Consider the following 18848-nt stretch of genomic DNA (forward strand, 5'->3'; position numbering starts at 1 on the left):
ACGGTGGCGAATCATTACGCTCAGAGTAATGGTTGAGAAACGCCCTGTAGGAGCTGTCGAGTGAAACGAGGCTGCGATCTTTTGATCTTCAACATCAAAAGATCGCAGCGTGCCGCAGCTCCTACAGGGGAACGTATTCCCAATCCAGAAATTCATTCGGTTTGCCGAACCCATGCGGGAGAGAGCTGGGGTGAGGGTCAGGCCGTCAAACCAGATCAGCCTCCACCAACAACTTCTCCAACCCCAACAAATCCGGCACCTTCGCCACCTGTTCCCCGACCTGCACCGCCGCCTGCTCCAGCGCACACAACGGCACGTCGACATAGCTCAACTGGCTATCAAGCTTGTACGACCGCGGAATCCCCTGCACCAGCAGCGCAATGAACTTCAACTCCGGCAACCCGCCCAGCGCATTCAAAATCACGATCCGCGCGCGCTCGCCAATCACAATTTTCTGCCCACACGCCGACTCAAAACTCAGCAACGGAATCCGCCGCTCACGCCACGTCACCCGCCCCAGATACCACGGCGGCGTATCCAGATCGAAGGCACTGGCCTGATAGTCGATCAGCTCAGCCACGGCGACGTTGGGCAGGATCAAATTGCGATCCGCCAACGGCAGCAGCAGCCCGGTCAGTTGGCTGCTGCGCTGATTGTGCCGGCGCTCATGCATGTTTCTTGCTCCATTGGGCAATGCTTTCGAGCAGCACCGATTCCTGGTACGGCTTGCCGAGGTAGTCGTTGACGCCGATGGCCATCGCACGATCACGGTGTTTCTGCCCGGTGCGCGAGGTGATCATGATGATCGGCAGGTGTTGCAGGCGTTCGTCGTTGCGCACCTGGGTGGCGACTTCGAAGCCGTCCATGCGCGGCATTTCGATGTCGAGCAGCATCAGGTCGGGCATGTGCTCTTCGAGCAGCAGCATGGCATCGACACCGTCCTTGGCGGTCAGCACGTTCATGCCATGGCGTTCGAGCAAACGGCTGGTGACCTTGCGCACGGTGACCGAGTCGTCGACCACCATCACCAGCAGCGGTTTCTGTGGTTCGCTGTCGATCTCCGGCAGCGTCGGCGTTTGCGCAATGCGCGCCTGCATCGCCCGAATCGGTGCGAGCAGATCGAGAATCAGCACCACCCGGCCATCGCCAAGAATCGTCGCCCCGGACACGCCCTGCAGCGCCGCGAATTGCGCGCCGAGACTCTTCACCACGATCTCGCGAGTGCCCGCCATCACGTCCACTTGCACGGCAATATGCCGGTCGTTGTAGTGCACCAGCAGCACCGGCAATGGCAGGTTCTGCCCGAGCAGTTTCGGCCGTGGCGCAGTTTTCAGCAGTTCGCCGAGGTAGCACAGTTCATAGGTCTGGCCGCCGTATTGATAGCGCGGCGGATCCTGGCGGAAGTGTCCTTCGAGATCATTCGGCAACACGCGAACAATGCCTTCGATGGTGTTCAGCGGAATCGCGTATTGATCCTCGCCACACTGCACCATCAACGCACGGTTGACCGACACGGTGAACGGCAGACGAATGCGGAAATGCACGCCCTGCCCCGGCACCGAGTCGATGCTCATGGTGCCGCCGAGTTGCCGCACCTCTTCGTGCACCACGTCCATGCCGACGCCACGCCCGGAAATCTGGGTGATTTTTTCCGCTGTGGAAAAGCCCGGCTGAAGGATGAACTGCAACACATCGCGGTCACTGATCTCGGCATTCGGGGCGAGCAAACCACGCTTGATCGCCTTGTTGCGCACCGCTTCCAGTGGCACACCGGCGCCGTCATCGCGGATGTCGAAAACGATGTCGCCGCCCTCGCGAGACAGGTCGAGGCTGATCTGCCCTTGCGCCGGTTTACCCGCCGCCAGCCGCACTTCGGCGGACTCCAGACCATGATCGACGGCGTTGCGCAGCATGTGTTCCAGCGGCGCGGCCATGCGTTCGAGCACGTTGCGATCCATCTCGCCTTCGGCGTTGCCGACGACAAACGCGACGTCTTTGTTCAGCTCTTCGGCGACCTGACGGACGATGCGTTTCAGGCGCGGCAACATGCGCTCGAACGGCACCATGCGCGTGCGCATCAGGCCTTCCTGCAACTCGGTGTTGATACGGCCCTGTTGCTGCAACAAGTTCTCGGCGTCGTGGTTGCGGCGGTCGAGGGTTTCTTTCAGATCGAGCAAGTCAGAGGCCGATTCAAACAACGCCCGCGACAGTTGCTGCAACTGCGAATGGCGATCCATTTCCAGCGGATCGAATTCTTCGTAGCCAAGGCGTTCGGCATCTGCTTGCTGGCGACTGAGAATCCGTCCCTGGGTTTCGGTGTCGAGACGGCGCAACTGATCGCGCATCCGTTCGATGGTGGTTTCCATCTCGTTCAGAGCAATCTGTGCGTCGTTGACCTGCTGCTCGATACGGCCCCGGAAGATCGAGGTTTCCCCGGCCAGGTTGACCAGCTCATCGAGCAGTTCGGCGGAAACCTTGACCATGTCCGCGCCAACATCGGCCGCCGGCGGTGCGGCCTCGGTTTTAGCCGCAACCGGCAGCAGCACCGGCGGCGTTTCAATGGTCGCCGGATGACTGAAATTCTGGATCGCATTGATCAGCCGATCGGCCGGCGGGCACGGTTGCCCCGCACGCACCGCATCGAGCATCTGCGCCAGTCGGTCATGCCCGCGCTGCACCAGCGCAAACAGTTCGGTCGAGGCTTGCAGCGAACCGGCCGACAGACTTTCGTAAAGGTATTCCAGCTCATGGGCGAGGTCGCCGATCGGGCCGATCTCGACCATCCGCGCGCCACCCTTGAGGGTGTGCAGATCGCGCAGCAGGGTTTCGATTTCCTGTCGATTACCCGGCTCGGCCTGCCAGCGCAGCAGCGCGGCGCCGGAGTTTTCGATGATGTCGAAACCTTCTTCGAGGAAGATCTCCAGCAACTCCGGATCGTGACTGGCGCTGTCATGATCGGCGGTGGCTGGCGGCGTTTCGGCGATGCCTGGCCCCTGCCGCACTTGGCGGATCGCTTCAATCAGATCGTGCGCTGGCGTCAGTGGCTGATGGTTTTGCAACTGATCAAGCAACAGCGCCAAGCGGTCGTGACTCTTGAGCAGCAAGCGGCCCAGGGTTTCGCTGTAGTTGTAGCGACGATCAACCAGGCCTTCGTAGAGGCTTTCCAGCTCCTGAGCGAGATCGCCGATGGCCTCGACTTCAGCCATGCGCGCGCCGCCCTTGAGCGTGTGCAAATCGCGCTGCAAGGATGACAACGGCGCGCTGTTGTCCGGATCACTCAGCCAGCGCTGCAAGGCCTGGCCGGCGCTGTCGAGAATGTCCACGGCCTCTTCGAGGAAGATCTCGACGATCTCGTCGTCCGCTTCAAAAGCACTGGCCGTTTGTTGCAGTTCGGCGGTGGCGCTGCCCAGTTCGCGGATGCTCAGGGTGCGGCTGCCGTCGCTGCGAATCAGGCCCATCGACGACGGGTCGAGGCTTTCATCGAGCAGATCATGCAAAGCGCGGATTCGCTCAGGCTGCGGGGTGACTTCCTGGCCGGCAGCCAGTTCGTCGAGCATGTTGATCAGCGCTTCGTGGGCATTTTGCGCTTCGTGAAAAAACCGCTCGCTGACCGCCAGACTGCTTTCTTCGACGGCGCCGTAAAGATCGAGCAAAGCCTCGCACAACACATCGACCGGCAGCAGATCGGCGAGGTGCGCGCCCTCGCCCAGCGTGGTCAATTCATCCAGCAGTGCGCTGAGTTCCTGACGCTCGCCGGGGTGCTGCTGCCAGCGCTGCAACAGGCTTTCGGCGTCGAGGAGGATGTCCATGCCTTGGGCGAGAAAGTTGTTGATCAGTTGCGGGTCGCGCTTGATCCGCAGGCCGGTGTTCGGCGCATCGAGGATCGACGCCAGCCGCTCGGCCAGCAGTTCATCGGTGCGCTTGATCAGCGACTGCGCGCCGACAATCGGCGCCAGCGGATCGTGTTTGAGCTGACGCAAACCGACGCGAAACAAGCCCTCGGCTTCAAGGAGCAATTCCACTTCATCGAGATCCAGCGGCAACTGGTGCGCCTTGAATTCGCGGGCCAGTTGATCGAGCGGCGCCGCCAGTTCGGCAATCGGCAACACGCCAGCCATCGACGCGCTGCCCTTGAGCGTGTGCAAGGCGCGCTGCAATTCGTCGCTGGCTTGCAACGGCACATGCTCGGCGGCTTGATCGAGGAAACGGTTGAGGCTGGCGAGGTGGGTTTCCGCTTCGTTGCGGAAGATCTCCAGCAACAGTGGATCAAGCGCCGCGACATCGTCGACGTCTTCAGCGGCCATCGGCTCGTCACCCTTGGCCAAGGCGTGCGCGCGGGCGGCGAGTTGATCGACATCGCTGCGCTGACGCTGGCGGTTGATGGCAAATTCGCTGATCAGTTCCGGCAGCAACAGCACCGTGTCGGTCAGCAGTTGCTGCACCACAGAGCCGGGTTCGACGCTTTGTTCGAGCACGCGATTGAGCAGGTTTTCCACCGACCAGGCCAGCTCACCGAGGATCAGCGCGCGCACCATGCGCCCGCTGCCCTTCAAGGTGTGGAAGGCGCGGCGCAGCTCAGTCAGCGCATCGCGATCCTGCGGATTGGCAGCCCAGCGCGGCAGGTATTCGTGGAGGACTTCGAGGACTTCATCGGTCTCTTCGAGGAACACTTCGCGCAGCTCATCATCGACCGGTTCTTCATCGGCCGGCGGCGGCATCAGGCTGCCGGGAGTGATCAGTGCCGGCGGGTTGAGCGCTGACACCGGGCTGGCCAACACGTCGGCCAGCGACTGCACGATGTCCGGATCGTCGAGCGCCTGCATGTCCTGCATCACCAGCGCTTCGCTGGGGCTGAGCACGTCGTCGAGCACGGGAACATGCGGCTCATTTGGAAAGAACCCCAGACTGGCGAGGGACTTCTGCGCGACATCCAGCAGTTGTTCGCCCGGTGCCTGCGGGTCGTCGCTCAAGCGTTCAAGGTAATACTCAAGGCTGCTGATGACATCGGCCAGATGATCCAGTTGTTCCCAACCCGGTTCGTGCGGATCGAGCAACAAATGTTCGCGGATAAAACCGTTGCAGGCCTCGACCAGACTCGCCGCGCGGTTCAGCGGAATCATCGCCAGTGCACCGCGCACTTGAGTCAGCAGCGCCGGCAACGGTTGCAGGTGTTGGCGATCCCAATCGGCGTCGATGTAGTCGACGATCATGTCCTTGGCCTGTTGCAGGCAGATGCGCGCTTCCTTGATGACGATCTGATGAATCTGCGTCAGGTCGGTGGTCGGCAGGCGCGCGTCTTCCGGGCTTTCCGGCTCGACGGTGCCGACCATCCCGGCCAGCGTCGCCTCGACGTAGAGCAAGGCGCCGGCGACGTCCATCAGGATTGCGTCGTTCGGTTCGCGCTGGCCTTGGGCAAGGCTCAGCACCACCGCCAATTGATCGATGATGACTTTGCGCGGCTGACCGAATCCGAGCACGGCGAGGGTGTCGGCGATTTGTCGCAGCGGCGCGAGCAGGCTTTCCAGATCCGAAGTGTGCTGGCGGTCGCTGCGCACGAACAGGTCGAGGCGCTCCTTGACTCGCACCAGCTCTTCGCACAATGCCGCCAACACCGAGCGCATCGCATCGCGGTCAGGACCAGCGAGGCGCGCGCGTTCTTCATCGACCATCGCGCTGTCGGGCAACGCGTCGTCCAGGGAGTAGCGATCTTTCATGGTCAGCATCTGCCCGGTGGGATGTTCGGCTTTGGCAATATAGAACAACAGGCTTTTCAGCAGCTCCGGCGGTGGCGGCTGGTTGAGGCCGGCCATGCCTTGATCGAGCAGACGCTTGAGCTCTTTGTCGGCGTCCTTGAACAGGCTGCGCAGCGCCGGGCTGTTGGCGATCACGCCTTCGCGCATGCCTTCGACCAGCGCCGAGGCGACTTGCCACAACGGACTCAGCGGTGTCTCGCCGCTTAACGCTTCGAGGCGGGTGAAGACTTTCGCCAGATAACCGAGGTGGGTCTGGTCGTCCTGTTCACGCAGCAAACCGACCAGGGCCATTTGCAGTGTCTGCCGGAGTTTGCGCAGCACGTTGGGCAACTCTGGCGGTTCCAGCAGCGCCAAGGCCTCTGCGCTCAGCGGGGGCAGCTCGGGCAGTTGCGGGCTGAACAGGCTGGTTTCCGACAACAGACTTTCGCCCCGGGCGCTGCGCAGATCGTTGATCAGCGGCAGCACCACCAGCGGTAAATCACGCCGGGCGCTTTGCACGCGGTCGAGGTAGATCGGCAATTGTCCGAGGGCTTGCAGCAGCAGGTGCAGCGCTTCGTCGCGATGGCTGACGCGCTCTTGCTGCAGGGCTTCGACCAGATGTTCCATCTCTTCGGCGAGCAAAGCTGCGCCGTAGAATTCGACCATCTGCAGGCTGCCGTGCACCTGATGGATGTAATCCAGGCACTCGTCCAGCCCCGGAAAAGCCTGCGGGTCATCGAGCACGGCTTCAATCGCCTGATGCGCCTGTTTCAGCGTTTCGGCAATTTCGCCTTTGACCCATTCGAGGGCCACATAGTCGTGCCGATCACCCATAACCACTCCACTCACGCTTTGTCTTTCGCCGCCGGCAAGGTGAATCCGGACACCGAGCGCCGCAGCTGGCTGGCCATTTTCGTCAGGTTGCCGATGCTCTCAGCGGTGGCGGTGGAGCCGGACGAGGTCTGCGAGGTGATCTGCTGGATCACATTCATCGTCAGGGAAATCTGCCCGGCCGACGTCGTCTGCTGCTGCGCCGCGTTGGAGATGCTTTGAATCAGCGCCGCGAGGGTTTTCGACACGCCTTCGATTTCTTCCAGGGCCACACCGGCATCCTGCGCCAGTCGCGCGCCGCGCACCACTTCGGTGGTGGTTTGCTCCATGGAAATAACGGCTTCATTGGTGTCGGTCTGAATCGCCCGCACCAGGGTTTCGATCTGCCGAGTGGCGGCGGACGAGCGCTCGGCCAACCGTTGCACTTCGTCGGCAACCACAGCAAAACCGCGCCCGGCATCACCGGCCATCGACGCCTGAATCGCGGCGTTGAGGGCGAGGATGTTGGTCTGATCCGCGATATCATCGATCAGGCTGACGATATCGCCGATTTCCTGCGACGACTCGCCGAGACGCTTGATGCGCTTGGCGGTGTCCTGAATCTGTTCGCGAATGTTGTCCATGCCGTGGATGGTGTTGTGCACCACCTCGTTGCCTTTGTTGGCGATCTCCACGGAACGCTCGGCTACCGCCGAAGACTCGGCGGCGTTGGCCGAGACCTGATCGATGGATTCGGCCATGTCGCTGATCGCCGTCGACGCTTCGGAAATCTGCTGGGCCTGATGCTCCGAAGCCTGCGCCAGGTGCATGGCGGTGGCTTGGGTTTCCTGCACGGCGGCGGCGACCTGGCCGGCGGTGAGGTTGATGGTGGCGACCAGATCGCGCAGTTGGTCGACGGAATAGTTGATCGAGTCGGCGATGGTGCCGGTGAAGTCTTCGGTCACCGAAGCGGTCACGGTGAGGTCGCCGTCGGCAAGGTCTTCAATCTCGTCGAGCAGGCGCATGATCGCGTTCTGGTTGCGCTCATTCTTTTCGGCGGTTTCGCGCAGTTGCCGGTTGGTTTCGCGCACCATGACCATGCCGATCAGGATGATCGAGGCCAGTGCCAGCAAACCGAGGACGTAGCCGCCGATGGTGTCGGTGTTGCGCCCGCCGGCGAGGTTTTCGAAACCGGTGGCCAAGTGCGAGGCTTCGTCGAGCAGGGTTTGCGAGAGGCTGAAGATATTGCTCGCCGATTCGCGAACCTTGAACAGCTCGGGCGAGGTTTCGAGGATTTCATCGACGGAACCGGAGACGAACTGGAACAGCTCGGAGATTTCGCTCAAACGCGCGCGGGCGTCACGGTCTTCGACCTGAGTGATTTTCAGCGTCGGGTTGCCTTGCAGCATGCCGTTCAGCACTTGGCCGAAACGGGTGGCGTCGCGGCCAAAGGCATCGGCGGCTTGCTGCGAGTTTTCGTCACCGGCGAGCACGGTGTTGACCGCGCCAAGAATGCGTTCGGCCAGCAACGACTGACGTTGGGCCATCGCTACTTGTGCAGCCGGGGCACCACGCTGGAGGAGGATTTCGACGACTTTTTCGTATTCGATCTGCAACTGCGGCACGGTTTCGGCCAGGGTCGCGGCGACTTGATGCAGCGACAGCACGGTCTGTTCGCTGGAGAGAATCGCGTCGGTGTTTTTCAGCAGACGTTCCCAGTCCAGCTGCACGGCGCGCATTTCCGGGCGCACGGTGGCGGGGGCCGGCGGCAGGCCGGTGACCGGGTCGCCCTTCTTCAGGTAACCCCAGCGCAGGGCGAAATCGTTGCGCGCATCGCTGAGCAACTTGAACGCGGCAGCCTTGCCGGCGGCGGCTTCGGTTGCGTTTTTGGCGATGCGTTGCGAGAGCACGCGCAGCTCACCGGCGTGGCCGATGTACTGTTTGTCGTAGTTCGCCTGGGTGTTGAGGTAAGCGAAGTTGGCGAACAACAACATGATGAACACGATCAGTGCGATGAACAGCACGATGATCTGCGAGCGACTGCGCGATCCTTCCGCCGGCTTGCCTGTTTTTGCTTTTATCATCGGTCCTCGCCTTGGGAACGGTTCACTTACCCTGTAGGAGCTGAGCTTGCTCGCGAAAGCGGTGGGTCAGCCAACATTGATTGCGCCTGACACGCCCTCTTCGCGAGCAAGCTCGGCTCCTACAAGGGACGGTGTTGAATCTGTTATATCGCGACGCTCATGAACACCGGGGATTTCGCCAGCGCGAACAGGCTGAACACCCGCCAGTTCTGCTCGCGCCGAAAATAGCCTTTGACGAACTCGGCCTTGGAGCCCTGGCGCTTGCTGATCGAGATCGGTTCGAAGCTGTCCTGCTCGAAATGCTGCAGACCAATAACCTCATCGACCATCAGCCCGGCAAACACGTCCCCATGCTCCACCACCAACACCCGCCGCTGTTTGCGCAGCGGCGACAGTTCATGCCCGAAGAAACCACACAAATCCATGATCGGCAGCAGCCGCCCGCGCAGATTAGCCACGCCTTTGACCCACGGTTTGACCCCGGGCAACTGGGTGAAGCGCGGTTCGTGCAGCACTTCGCTGACTTCGCCCATCGGCGCCACATACCAGTGTTCGCCGAGGCGAAAGCCGATGCCGCTCCAGCGATCCTGGCGCGCCGGTTGCGACGGCAAGTCCGCCGCCAGCAAGCGGCAGCGCTGATCGATCTGCCAGAGCAGTTCGAACGCGGTCAGCGATTCGCTCATGGTTGCGCGATCAGCCTTTGAGTACGTTGTTCAGGGTCTTGATCAGGGTGTCTTCGTCGACCGGTTTGGTCAGGTAGTCCTTGGCGCCCTGACGAGTGCCCCAGACCTTGTCGGTTTCCTGATCCTTGGTGGTGATGATGATCACCGGGATGTGCGTGGTGTCGGCATCCTTGGTCAGCTGACGGGTTGCCTGGAAACCGTTGAGGCCGGGCATGACGATGTCCATCAGTACCGCGTCAGGTTTTTCCTGCCGGGCCAGGGCCACGCCGTCCGCGCCGTTTTCGGCCTTCAACACTTCATGGCCGTGCTTTTCCAGCATGCCGGTGAGTTTGTACATTTCAGTCGGCGAATCATCGACGATCAGGATACGTGCCATGGTTTTCCCCATTTTTCTTGTCGACGCCCGGCCCGCTGACCGCGCGTCTCTGTACGTGTCTTACTGCGGCAAAACGGCGGCAAAGCCCGGAACATGGGCCTGAATCGCGTTGAGCAGTTCTTCCTTGCTGAAAGGCTTGGTCAAAAATTGATCAGAACCGACAATCCGCCCCTTGGCCTTGTCGAACAGCCCGTCGCGCGATGACAACATGATCACCGGTGTCGCCTTGAACGCGCTGTTGTTCTTGATTAAAGCGCAGGTCTGATAACCATCCAGACGCGGCATCATGATGTCGACAAAAATGATCCCGGGGTGGTTATCGGCGATCTTGGCCAGGGCGTCGAAACCGTCGATCGCCGTGATCACTTCGCAACCGACATTCTTCAACAATGTTTCGGCGGTGCGACGAATCGTTTTCGAGTCGTCGATCACCATGACCTTCAAGGCGCTGGACTGCTGTTCCATAAGAGGGCTCTACCGTCGCCTTTGCGAATCAAATTGTCCGTTTTGCTATGAGTAATGGCCGGAAACCCTTGATGCTTAAGGGCCAGCACGATATGCCAGCCTTTTTAGCACAGTCTCCAGATCCAATCTATCGACGGGTTTTCCCTTGACCGAAAACCCACCCGGCGCCACTCTGGCGGCACTTTTTCAATACCGATCCGGTAGCCAATTTTCGAGGAAAACCCAATGAGCGTTCGCGTCGGGATTGTCATGGACCCTATCGCCAGCATCTCCTATAAAAAGGATAGCTCGCTGGCCATGCTGCTGGCCGCGCAAAAGCGCGGCTGGGAACTGTTCTATATGGAACAGCGCGACCTGTATCAGGGCGAAGGTCAGGCGCGGGCGCGCATGAAGCCGCTGAAAGTCTTCGCCAACCCGGAAAAATGGTTCGAACTGGACGCCGAGCAGGACAACCTGCTGAGCGATCTGGACGTGATCCTGATGCGCAAGGATCCGCCGTTCGACATGGAGTTCGTCTACTCCACCTACCTGCTTGAACAGGCTGAAACCGCCGGCGTACTGGTGGTGAACAAGCCGCAGAGCCTGCGCGACTGCAATGAAAAGCTGTTTGCCACGCTGTTCCCGCAGTGCACGCCGCCAACCGTGGTCAGCCGCCGTGCCGACGTGCTGCGTGAATTCGCCGCGAAACACGGCGACGTGATCCTCAAGCCGCTGGACGGCATGGGCGGCACCTCGATCTTCCGTCACCGCGCGGGCGACCCGAACCTGTCGGTGATTCTGGAAACCCTGACCGCCCTCGGTGGCCAGCAGATCATGGGCCAGGCCTACCTGCCAGCGATCAAGGACGGCGACAAACGCATCCTGATGATCGACGGCGAGCCGGTGGATTACTGCCTGGCGCGGATTCCGGCGCAGGGCGAAACCCGTGGCAACCTCGCCGCCGGTGGCCGTGGCGAAGCGCGTCCGCTGACCGAGAAAGATCGCTGGATCGCCGCCCAAGTCGGCCCGACCCTGCGTGAGAAGGGCCTGCTGTTCGTCGGTCTCGACGTGATCGGCGAGAGCCTCACCGAAATCAACGTCACCAGCCCGACCTGCATCCGTGAAATCGACAATGCGTTTGGCACTGATATCGGCGGCATGCTCATGGATGCCATTGAAAGCAAGCTGCAAGCCTCAAGCCGTAAGCCGCAAGCCTGACGGCCAGCTACAAGCCGCAAGCCATGAGCTACAAGCTTTTACTTGCAGCTTGCCGCTCGAAACTTGCAGCTGCCCTTATGTCGCTTGCCGCTTGAAGCTTGCAGCTAAAAACCAACATTGCGTTATCATGCCGAGCCCGTAAAAACGCGATGTTGGTTTTTCTGTCATGACCCTCCCGTCCGATCTGCCCGCTGAACTCGCCCATCGTGGCGTGCGCCCGGCCGATCGCCTCGGTTTTACCCTATTCCTTGCGGCGCTGATTCATTTGGCGTTGCTGCTTGGCGTCGGCTTCACGATGGTCGAGCCCAAGCAAATCAGCAAAACCCTGGAAATTACCCTCGCCACTTTCAAGAGCGAAAAGAAGCCGGAGAAGGCGGATTTTCTCGCTCAGGAAAATCAGGAAGGCAGCGGCACGCTGGACAAAAAGGCGATTCCGAAGACCACTGAGGTCGCGCCGTTCCAGGACAATCAGGTCAAAAAAGTCACGCCGCCACCGGCCGCCAAGCCGGAAGTGCAGGAAGCCGCGCCCAAAGCAGCGGTGACCACGGTAGCGCCGAAGCCGAAAAAGGCACCGACCAAGAAAGAAGAGACCAAGACTGAAGTGAAACCGTCGGTCGACGCGCCGACGTTCGACAGCTCGCAGCTGTCCAGCGACATCGCCAGCCTTGAAGCCGAACTGGCGAAAGAACAACAGCTGTACGCCAAACGCCCGCGCATTCATCGCTTGAGCGCTGCGTCGACCATGCGCGACAAAGGCGCCTGGTACAAAGACGAATGGCGCAAGAAGGTCGAGCGCATCGGCAACCTGAATTATCCCGACGAAGCGCGGCGCAAGCAGATCTACGGCAATTTGCGCCTGATGGTCTCGATCAACCGCGATGGCTCGCTGTATGAAGTGCTGGTGCTGGAATCGTCTGGCCAGCCGCTGCTGGATCAAGCGGCGCAGCGCATCGTCCGCCTGGCTGCGCCGTTTGCACCGTTTACCGGCGACCTGTCGGACATCGACCGCCTGGAAATCATCCGCACCTGGAAATTCGCCCGCGGCGACCGCTTGTCCAGCAATTAGGGGCAAGATCAAAAGATCGCAGCCTTCGGCAGCTCCTACAGTTTGGCCTGTGCTCCCCTGTAGGAGCTGCCGAAGGCTGCGATCTTTTGGCGGCTTCAGCTTGTCAGTTTGCCCCCCGAACGCCACACTAGCGCACATGAAAAACGTCAGCCCCAGCTACCTCAAGCATCACTTCCTGATCGCCATGCCTCACATGGCCGACCCGAACTTTGCCCACACCTTGACCTACATCGTCGAGCACACGGCCAATGGCGCGATGGGGATTGTGGTCAATCGACCGCAAGAGCTGAATCTGGCCGACATTCTTGAGCAACTGCGCCCGGACATCGACCCGCCAGCACTGTGCCAGCACGTGCCGATCTTCATCGGCGGCCCTGTGCAGACCGATCGCGGTTTCGTCCTGCACCCGGCGGGCAAGACCTTCCAGGCCACCGCGCAACTGGATGGCGATCTGGCCCTGTCGACCTCGCAGGATGTGCTGTTCGCCATCGCGGACGGCGTCGGCCCGGCGAAAAGCCTGATCGCCCTCGGCTATGCGGGTTGGGAAGCCGGGCAACTGGAAGCGGAAATGGCCGACAACGCCTGGCTGACCTGCCCGTACGACGCCGACATCCTCTTCAACACCAGCAGCGAACTGCGACTCGAAGCGGCAGCCAAGCACTTGGGGATCAACCTCAGCCTGCTGACCAGCCAGGCAGGTCACGCCTGATGGCGCTGCGTCTGATTCTCGGCTTCGACTACGGCACCAAACAGATCGGCGTCGCGGTCGGCCAGGTCATTACCGGCCAGGCCCGCGAGCTGTGCACACTGAAAGCGCAAAACGGCATTCCCGACTGGAATCAGGTGGAAGCGCTGTTCAAGGAATGGAAACCCGACGCCGTGGTCGTCGGCCTGCCGCTGAACATGGACGGCACGCCGAGCGAAATGTGCCTGCGCGCGGAGAAATTCGCCCGCCGCCTCAACGGCCGCTTCAATGTGCCCTTCTATACCCACGACGAGCGCCTGACCACTTTCGAGGCCAAGGGCGAGCGTCTGGTGCGCGGCGGCCAAAAAGGCAGTTACCGCGACAACCCGGTGGACGCCATCGCTGCCGCTCTGCTGTTGCAGGGCTGGCTCGATGAAAACACTGCATTGTTTGAATCCTGACAAGCGCTTCGGCGCTTTTCTTTTGAGTGAAAAACCGAGTCGTGTCCAAGGATCCGACTCGCCCCCAACAAGGAGCAACCATGAGCCTGCCAAATCCCGCCGATCTGATCAGCCAGATGGCGACCCGCCTCAAGGCGCACCTTGCCCAGCGTGACATCACTGAACCGCGTTACATCGGCATCCGCACTGGCGGCATCTGGGTCGCGCAGGCCTTGCTCAAGGAATTGGGCAGCGACGCGCCACTGGGCACGCTGGACGTGTCCTTCTACCGCGACGACTTCAGCCAGAACGGTCTGCACCCGCAGGTACGCCCGTCCGCCCTGCCCTTCGAGATCGAAGGCCAGCATCTGGTGCTGATCGACGACGTACTGATGAGCGGCCGCACCATCCGCGCCGCCCTCAATGAATTGTTCGACTATGGCCGCCCGGCCAGCGTGACCCTGGTCTGCCTGCTGGATCTGGACGCTGGTGAGCTGCCGATCCGCCCCAACGTGGTCGGCGCGACCTTGGCGCTGGCCGCTCACGAACGGGTGAAGCTGTCCGGCCCCGAGCCGCTGACGCTCGAACTGCAAGACATGTCCCTTTAATCCGCCCTATTGAGAGTCCCCTTCGCGATGACGCCTCTAGATACCAAGCGCCCGCTGCAGCTCAATGATCAGGGCCAGCTGCGCCACTTCCTCTCGCTCGACGGCCTGCGCCGCGAGTTGCTGACGGAAATCCTCGACACTGCCGACTCGTTCCTCGAAGTCGGTGCCCGGGCGGTGAAGAAAGTCCCGTTGCTGCGCGGCAAGACCGTGTGCAACGTGTTCTTCGAAAACTCCACGCGCACCCGCACCACCTTCGAACTGGCGGCCCAGCGGCTGTCGGCGGACGTGATCACCCTGAACGTATCGACCTCGTCGGCGAGCAAGGGTGAAACACTGCTCGACACCCTGCGCAACCTCGAAGCCATGGCCGCCGACATGTTCGTCGTGCGCCACGGTGATTCCGGTGCCGCGCACTTCATCGCCGAACACGTATGCCCGCAAGTGGCGATCATCAACGGCGGCGACGGCCGTCACGCGCACCCGACGCAGGGCATGCTCGACATGCTCACCATCCGTCGGCACAAGGGCGGTTTCGAAAACCTTTCGGTGGCCATCGTCGGCGACATCCTGCACTCGCGGGTCGCGCGCTCGAACATGCTCGCGCTGAAAACCCTCGGTTGCCCGGACATCCGCGTGATCGCGCCGAAAACCCTGCTGCCGATCGGCATCGAGCAATACGGCGTGAAGGTCTACACCGACATGACCGAAGGTCTGAAAGACGTCGACGTGGTGATCATGTTGCGCCTGCAGCGTGAACGCATGACCGGTGGCCTATTGCCGAGCGAAGGCGAGTTCTACCGTTTGTTCGGCCTGACCACCGCGCGTCTGGCCGGGGCCAAACCCGATTGCATCGTCATGCACCCGGGGCCGATCAACCGCGGGGTGGAAATCGAGTCGGCAGTGGCCGACGGCCCGCACTCGGTGATCCTCAATCAGGTCACCTACGGCATCGCAATTCGTATGGCTGTGCTGTCCATGGCCATGAGCGGACAAACCGCGCAGCGTCAATTCGAGCAGGAGAACGCCCAGTGAAGCTCAGCATTCTCGGCGCACGCGTCATCGATCCAAGCAGCGGCCTGGATCAAATCACCGACATCCACGTTGAAGCCTGCAAGATCGTCGCCCTCGGCGCCGCTCCAGCGGGTTTCACGGCAGTAGAAACCATCGACGCCCAAGGCCTCGTCGCCGCTCCGGGGTTGGTCGATCTGAACGTGGCCCTGCGCGAGCCGGGTTACAGCCGCAAAGGCTCGATCATCAGCGAAACCCGCGCCGCCGCTGCCGGTGGCGTGACCAGCCTGTGCTGCCCGCCGAAAACCAAACCGGTGCTCGACACCTCCGCCGTGGCCGAGCTGATCCTCGACCGCGCCCGCGAAGCCGGCAACACCAAGGTGTTCCCGATTGGCGCGTTGAGCAAAGGTCTGGACGGCGAGCAACTGGCTGAACTGGTGGCGCTGCGCGACGCCGGTTGTGTGGCGTTCGGCAACGGTCTGGAGAGCTTTCGCAATACCCGCACGCTGTGCCGGGCGCTGGAATATGCGGCGACGTTTGATCTGACGGTGATTTTCAACTCGCAGGATCATGATCTGGCCGAAGGTGGTTTGGCTCACGAGGGCGCGGTGGCCAGCTTCCTTGGCCTGCCGGGGATTCCGGAAACCGCTGAAACGGTGGCATTGGCTCGAGATCTGCTGCTGGTCGAGCAATCCGGCGTGCGCGCGCACTTCAGCCAACTGACCAGCGCTCGCGGAGTCGCCCTGATCGCTCAGGCGCAGGCCCGTGGTCTGAAGGTGACGGCGGATGTCGCGTTGTATCAGTTGATTCTGACTGACGAAGCGCTGATCGACTTCAGCAGCCTCTATCACGTGCAACCGCCGCTGCGTACCCGCGCCGACCGCGACGGTCTGCGTGAAGCCGTGAAATCCGGGGTAATCTCGGCGATTTCCAGCCATCACCAGCCACACGAACGTGACGCCAAACTGGCACCGTTCGGCGCGACCGAGCCGGGCATCAGCAGTGTTGAGTTGTTGCTGCCATTGGCGATGACGTTGGTGGAGGATGGTTTGCTCGATCTGCCGACCTTGCTCGCGCGTCTGAGCGCAGGCCCGGCTGAAGCGCTGCGTCTGCCGGCGGGCAAGCTGGCGGTGGGTGGGGCGGCGGACATCGTGCTGTTCGACCCGCAGGCTTCGACGGTGGCCGGTGAGAACTGGCTGTCGAAGGGCGAGAACTGCCCGTTCCTGGGGCATAGTCTGCCGGGTGTGGTTCGCTATACGCTTGTGGATGGGCGGATTAGCCACCAGGCTTGATACCGAGTTGCCCTCTTCGCGAGCAAGCCCGCTCCCACACTGGATCTGTGATCGACACAAATCCCCTGTGGGAGCGGGCTTGCTCGCGATGGCTTATTGGAAAGCGCCGCGATTCTGTGCGTTGCGCACCGAGACCTGATCATTCAGCGTCCAGAAGTCATACAGCACGCCAATAAAGAACAACCCGCCCGTGAGCAGATACACCAGCCCGCTGATCCATTTCCCCTGATACATCCGGTGCACCCCGAAGACCCCAAGGAACGTCAGCAGAATCCACGCGACGTTGTATTCGATGGGCCCTGCGGTAAAACGCAGATCGGCCTCACGATCCATCGCCGGGATCAGGAACAGGTCGATCAGCCAGCCGATGCCGAGCAAACCGAAGGTGAAAAACCAGATCGTCCCGGTCACCGGTTTGCCGTAATAGAAGCGGTGAGCGCCGGTGAAGCCAAGAATCCACAGCAGATAACCGATCACCTTGCTGTGCGTGTCCTGCGGTTGAGCAACCTGCTGATAGCGGTTCATGAATGACCTCATTTGCCTCGATAGATAAATATTTTCTGCATCTTTGTGACTTTTTTGTGTCGAGCCGACAAGTGGCTCTTCACTGTTACACATTGCGCAAAGCCTTGTAGGGCTTGGGTTCTGTCCGACAATTGAGTCAATTTGCCGCTTGTTGAGCGAAATTGACCACCGGGTTGAATCGACCAACGGCCTCGGAAGGGACAAAAAAGCTGTTATAAAGTTGCGCGCTACCACTTAAGAGCCACGCCTAATGCGACCATTTTTCAAGACATGGCTAACTATCTGCCTATTAATGCCACTGGCCGCCCACGCCACCAATCGTGAGCAACGTCTTCCTAACGTTAACGGCTTTACCCCTAAATCCCATGCTTCGGCTCCTTCGAGCAAAAGCAGCAAAAGCAAAACCACCACGCTGAGCAGCAAGAACAACAGCAAGCTGGTGCCACCGATGGCGAGCAAGGAAAGCAGTAACGTGCTCAGCCGTGCTGTAAACGTCCTCGGTACACCTTATCGTTGGGGCGGCAGCAGCCCAAGTAAAGGCTTCGATTGCAGCGGTCTGGTGAAATACGCGTTTAACGACGCCACATTCGACCTGCCACGCACTTCCAACGCCATGGCCAGCGGTCATGGGGTGAAAGTCGAGCGCAACGATCTCAAGCCCGGTGACCTGATCTTTTTCAACATCAAGAGCCGTCGAGTCAACCACGTTGCCATCTACCTGGGCAATGATCGCTTTATCCATGCGCCGCGTCGTGGCAAGTCGGTAAGCATCGATACGCTGAACAAGCCGTATTGGGAAAAGCATTACGTCGTCGCCAAACGCGTACTGCCTAACGAACCGGCCAGTAAGCAATTGCGCGTTGTTCAGCGCTGATCTGATTCAGCTATAAACGCGACATAAAAAAACGCCCCGATCATTGCTGATCGGGGCGTTTTTTATTGCCTGTTCGCCGGTTACGCAGCGATCGACAACTTGAGCTTGTTCATCGCGCTCTTCTCGAGCTGACGGATACGCTCAGCCGACACGTTGTACTTCTGCGCCAGGTCGTGCAGCGTGGCTTTCTCTTCTGCCAGCCAGCGCTGATAGAGGATGTCACGGCTGCGTTCGTCCAGCACTTCGAGTGCTTCGTGCAGGTTGTTGTTGGAGTTGTCGCTCCAGTCGGCATCTTCCAGTTGACGCGCCGGGTCGTACCGGTGGTCTTCCAGATAGTTGGCCGGCGACTGGAAAGCGCTGTCGTCGTCGGCTTCAGCAGCCGGATCGAAGGCCATGTCATGGCCGGTCAGGCGACTTTCCATCTCGCGCACTTCACGCGGTTCCACACCGAGGCTTTCCGCCACACGGTGGACTTCCTCGTTGTTCAGCCACGCCAGACGTTTCTTCTGGCTGCGCAGGTTGAAGAACAACTTGCGCTGGGCCTTGGTGGTCGCGACTTTCACAATGCGCCAGTTGCGCAGGATGAACTCGTGAATTTCCGCCTTGATCCAGTGCACGGCGAACGACACCAGACGCACACCCATTTCCGGGTTGAAGCGCTTGACTGCCTTCATCAGGCCGACGTTACCTTCCTGGATCAGGTCAGCCTGAGCCAGACCGTAGCCGGAATAGCTACGGGCAATGTGTACGACAAAACGCAGGTGGGCGAGCACCATCTGCCGAGCCGCCCCCAAATCCTGCTCATAGTAGAGACTCTCGGCCAGTTCACGCTCCTGCTCCGGCGTCAGCAATGGAATGCTGTTGACGGTGTGCACGTAAGCTTCCAGGTTCGCACCCGGAACCAACGCATACGCAGGTTGCAAAGAATTGGTCATACGAAAAAACCTCCGACTTACATACTCGTGCTTCTCAGCACTGCGAAAAATTGACCGGGAATTCAAAC

16 protein-coding genes are annotated in these 18848 nt (G+C 60.7%); 8 read left to right on the plus strand and 8 right to left on the minus strand.

Features of this window, described 5'->3' with window-relative positions; translation table 11 throughout:
• Nucleotides 1-205: 205 nt before the first annotated feature.
• The 6 genes from GVL50_RS04210 to pilG all read right to left on the minus strand — a co-directional run bounded on the left by GVL50_RS04210 (nt 206) and on the right by pilG (nt 10150).
• Nucleotides 206-673, minus strand: coding sequence for a chemotaxis protein CheW (locus GVL50_RS04210; protein ID WP_159811879.1), 468 nt, complete (start codon nt 671-673; stop codon nt 206-208).
• Nucleotides 666-6566: an Hpt domain-containing protein gene (locus GVL50_RS04215; RefSeq protein ID WP_159811880.1), complete on the minus strand. Its 5901-nt coding sequence runs from the start codon at nt 6564-6566 to the stop codon at nt 666-668. The genes GVL50_RS04210 and GVL50_RS04215 overlap by 8 nt, the downstream gene beginning before the upstream one ends.
• Before the next feature lie 11 nt (nt 6567-6577).
• Entirely contained in the window at nt 6578-8626 is a 2049-nt protein-coding gene (locus tag GVL50_RS04220) for a methyl-accepting chemotaxis protein (protein ID WP_053124698.1), read from the minus strand.
• Between the two features lie 143 nt (nt 8627-8769).
• Nucleotides 8770-9309, minus strand: coding sequence for a chemotaxis protein CheW (locus GVL50_RS04225; RefSeq protein WP_007913675.1), 540 nt, complete (start codon nt 9307-9309; stop codon nt 8770-8772).
• A gap of 10 nt (nt 9310-9319) precedes the next feature.
• Entirely contained in the window at nt 9320-9685 is a 366-nt protein-coding gene (gene pilH, locus GVL50_RS04230; RefSeq protein ID WP_053124759.1) for a twitching motility response regulator PilH, read from the minus strand.
• Nucleotides 9686-9745: 60 nt separating this feature from the next.
• A complete protein-coding gene (gene pilG, locus GVL50_RS04235; RefSeq protein WP_007913673.1) occupies nt 9746-10150 on the minus strand; it encodes a twitching motility response regulator PilG in 405 nt (134 codons plus the stop codon).
• 225 nt (nt 10151-10375) lie between these two features.
• Here pilG and gshB point away from each other — a divergent pair, with 225 nt between their 5' ends.
• The 7 genes from gshB to GVL50_RS04270 all read left to right on the plus strand — a co-directional run bounded on the left by gshB (nt 10376) and on the right by GVL50_RS04270 (nt 16446).
• Nucleotides 10376-11347 carry a glutathione synthase gene (gene gshB / locus GVL50_RS04240; RefSeq protein WP_159811881.1) on the plus strand — a complete coding sequence of 324 codons (972 nt, stop codon included), beginning with the start codon at nt 10376-10378 and terminating at the stop codon, nt 11345-11347.
• Nucleotides 11348-11513: 166 nt separating this feature from the next.
• Nucleotides 11514-12413 carry an energy transducer TonB gene (locus tag GVL50_RS04245; protein ID WP_053124705.1) on the plus strand — a complete coding sequence of 300 codons (900 nt, stop codon included), beginning with the start codon at nt 11514-11516 and terminating at the stop codon, nt 12411-12413.
• Between the two features lie 136 nt (nt 12414-12549).
• Entirely contained in the window at nt 12550-13122 is a 573-nt protein-coding gene (locus GVL50_RS04250) for a YqgE/AlgH family protein (protein WP_159811882.1), read from the plus strand.
• Complete coding sequence (ruvX, locus tag GVL50_RS04255; protein ID WP_007913667.1) at nt 13122-13559, plus strand: Holliday junction resolvase RuvX; 438 nt, start codon at nt 13122-13124, stop codon at nt 13557-13559. The genes GVL50_RS04250 and ruvX overlap by 1 nt, the downstream gene beginning before the upstream one ends.
• 80 nt (nt 13560-13639) lie before the next feature.
• Nucleotides 13640-14146, plus strand: coding sequence for a bifunctional pyr operon transcriptional regulator/uracil phosphoribosyltransferase PyrR (gene pyrR, locus GVL50_RS04260; RefSeq protein WP_053124709.1), 507 nt, complete (start codon nt 13640-13642; stop codon nt 14144-14146).
• A gap of 27 nt (nt 14147-14173) precedes the next feature.
• Nucleotides 14174-15178 (plus strand): aspartate carbamoyltransferase catalytic subunit, encoded by a 1005-nt coding sequence (locus GVL50_RS04265; protein WP_007913665.1) that lies wholly within the window; start codon nt 14174-14176, stop codon nt 15176-15178.
• Nucleotides 15175-16446, plus strand: coding sequence for a dihydroorotase (locus GVL50_RS04270; RefSeq protein WP_159811883.1), 1272 nt, complete (start codon nt 15175-15177; stop codon nt 16444-16446). The genes GVL50_RS04265 and GVL50_RS04270 overlap by 4 nt, the downstream gene beginning before the upstream one ends.
• A 93-nt stretch (nt 16447-16539) precedes the next feature.
• On the opposite strand, the gene GVL50_RS04275 is transcribed toward GVL50_RS04270, so the two are convergent.
• Nucleotides 16540-16971: a TM2 domain-containing protein gene (locus tag GVL50_RS04275; protein ID WP_053124713.1), complete on the minus strand. Its 432-nt coding sequence runs from the start codon at nt 16969-16971 to the stop codon at nt 16540-16542.
• Nucleotides 16972-17221: 250 nt separating this feature from the next.
• On the opposite strand from GVL50_RS04275, the gene GVL50_RS04280 reads away from it, so the two are divergent.
• A complete protein-coding gene (locus tag GVL50_RS04280) occupies nt 17222-17845 on the plus strand; it encodes a C40 family peptidase (protein WP_159811884.1) in 624 nt (207 codons plus the stop codon).
• 80 nt (nt 17846-17925) lie between these two features.
• On the opposite strand, the gene rpoH is transcribed toward GVL50_RS04280, so the two are convergent.
• Nucleotides 17926-18780, minus strand: coding sequence for an RNA polymerase sigma factor RpoH (rpoH, locus tag GVL50_RS04285; RefSeq protein WP_042561557.1), 855 nt, complete (start codon nt 18778-18780; stop codon nt 17926-17928).
• Nucleotides 18781-18848 lie beyond the last annotated feature (68 nt).

This window comes from Pseudomonas sp. 18058 (genome assembly GCF_902706155.1).
GTDB lineage: Bacteria > Pseudomonadota > Gammaproteobacteria > Pseudomonadales > Pseudomonadaceae > Aquipseudomonas > Aquipseudomonas rustica.

What these genes read in the sequence shown, in the direction of transcription:
- GVL50_RS04210 (WP_159811879.1), bottom strand. Translation starts at nt 673, where the DNA reads ATGCATGAGCGCCGGCACAATCAGCGCAGCAGCCAACTGACCGGGCTG.
- GVL50_RS04215 (WP_159811880.1), bottom strand. Translation starts at nt 6,566, where the DNA reads ATGGGTGATCGGCACGACTATGTGGCCCTCGAATGGGTCAAAGGCGAA.
- GVL50_RS04220 (WP_053124698.1), bottom strand. Translation starts at nt 8,626, where the DNA reads ATGATAAAAGCAAAAACAGGCAAGCCGGCGGAAGGATCGCGCAGTCGC.
- GVL50_RS04225 (WP_007913675.1), bottom strand. Translation starts at nt 9,309, where the DNA reads ATGAGCGAATCGCTGACCGCGTTCGAACTGCTCTGGCAGATCGATCAG.
- pilH (WP_053124759.1), bottom strand. Translation starts at nt 9,685, where the DNA reads ATGGCACGTATCCTGATCGTCGATGATTCGCCGACTGAAATGTACAAA.
- pilG (WP_007913673.1), bottom strand. Translation starts at nt 10,150, where the DNA reads ATGGAACAGCAGTCCAGCGCCTTGAAGGTCATGGTGATCGACGACTCG.
- gshB (WP_159811881.1), top strand. Translation starts at nt 10,376, where the DNA reads ATGAGCGTTCGCGTCGGGATTGTCATGGACCCTATCGCCAGCATCTCC.
- GVL50_RS04245 (WP_053124705.1), top strand. Translation starts at nt 11,514, where the DNA reads ATGACCCTCCCGTCCGATCTGCCCGCTGAACTCGCCCATCGTGGCGTG.
- GVL50_RS04250 (WP_159811882.1), top strand. Translation starts at nt 12,550, where the DNA reads ATGAAAAACGTCAGCCCCAGCTACCTCAAGCATCACTTCCTGATCGCC.
- ruvX (WP_007913667.1), top strand. Translation starts at nt 13,122, where the DNA reads ATGGCGCTGCGTCTGATTCTCGGCTTCGACTACGGCACCAAACAGATC.
- pyrR (WP_053124709.1), top strand. Translation starts at nt 13,640, where the DNA reads ATGAGCCTGCCAAATCCCGCCGATCTGATCAGCCAGATGGCGACCCGC.
- GVL50_RS04265 (WP_007913665.1), top strand. Translation starts at nt 14,174, where the DNA reads ATGACGCCTCTAGATACCAAGCGCCCGCTGCAGCTCAATGATCAGGGC.
- GVL50_RS04275 (WP_053124713.1), bottom strand. Translation starts at nt 16,971, where the DNA reads ATGAACCGCTATCAGCAGGTTGCTCAACCGCAGGACACGCACAGCAAG.
- GVL50_RS04280 (WP_159811884.1), top strand. Translation starts at nt 17,222, where the DNA reads ATGCGACCATTTTTCAAGACATGGCTAACTATCTGCCTATTAATGCCA.
- rpoH (WP_042561557.1), bottom strand. Translation starts at nt 18,780, where the DNA reads ATGACCAATTCTTTGCAACCTGCGTATGCGTTGGTTCCGGGTGCGAAC.